Origin of the sequence: Streptomyces solitudinis, from assembly GCF_036323765.1 — a bacterium.
Taxonomy (GTDB): domain Bacteria; phylum Actinomycetota; class Actinomycetes; order Streptomycetales; family Streptomycetaceae; genus Streptomyces.
Window position 1 is genome coordinate 1 of the sequence record NZ_JAZDCW010000027.1, and the last position, 1,064, is coordinate 1,064.

Annotated in this window: 1 protein-coding gene; it reads left to right on the forward strand. The window is 69.9% G+C overall.

Annotation, left to right across the window (positions count from 1 at the left end):
- Positions 1-129 precede the first annotated feature (129 nt).
- Positions 130-1,064: esterase/lipase family protein (locus V1J52_RS25970; protein WP_330142417.1), on the forward strand; the 935-nt coding region annotated here is incomplete at its 3' end.

Here is a 1,064-nt window from a genome sequence, read left to right on the forward strand (position 1 = left end):
GGCACGCCAAACACTTCCCGCTTCCGCTCCATCACATCTGATGAACGCCACAGCGCAGAAGGAGGACGTCTCCGGACTGCCCGCCATGATGACGTCGTCTCGCCCGCCCCTCCCGCAAGGAGTACGCCCATGTCCGAGACGACTGAGCCCAACGTCGGTACGTTCACCCTCGGCGGTCCGCTGACCACCGGACCCGCCGGACCGATCGAGGTACCGGAGCACGACGAGTGGTCCCTGCCGAACGGCTTCGCCTGGGTCTTCCCCGGCGAGGGCAACCACGGCGGTCTGGCGCGGCCCGTGCTCCTGGCCGACGGTTTCAACCTCGGCCGCAGCAAGCTCGACGTGCTCTACCACGGGCTGGAGAGCGGCTTCCAGCTCATCACCGGGCTGCGCCGACGCGGCAGGGACGTGATCCTGCTCGGCTTCGAGGAGCGTAGCGCCTCGATCCTGGACAACGCCCAGGCAGCGCAGGCCGCCATCATGCGCGCCATCGCCGAGCAGCGGGGCGAGGCGCCCCTGGCCGTCGGCGGCTTCAGCATGGGTGGCATGGTCACGCGCTACGCACTCGCCCACCTGGAGCGGCAGCGGACGGACCATCGGACCGCGCTGTACTTCTCCTGGGACAGCCCGCACCGCGGCGCTTCCATCCCCGTCGGCGTGCAGGCGTTCTCGCACTTCATCCCGTTCCCGAACGACTTCGCCCGGCAGATGGACAGCCCGGCCGCGCGCCAGATGCTGTGGCAGCACTACGACAAGGACACCGGCACGATCGGCGTCGCCCCGCAGCGCACGGAGTTCCTGGCCGCCCTCGACCGGCTCGGAGGCTGGCCGGTGATCCCGCGCAAGATCGCCGTGGCAAACGGCCGCGCCGACGGGGTCGGCCTGCCGGACGTGAAGCCCGGAGAGGTCGCCCTGCGCATCGACCGGATCTACCCGGACACCACCTTCCACACCCAGGCCCAGGGCGATGACGTGACGGCCGCCTACCTGAACCGGAGGTTCCCGAAAGCCGAGAAGACCATCACGACCAGCGGCTTCCCGGAACTGGACGGAGCGCCAGGCGG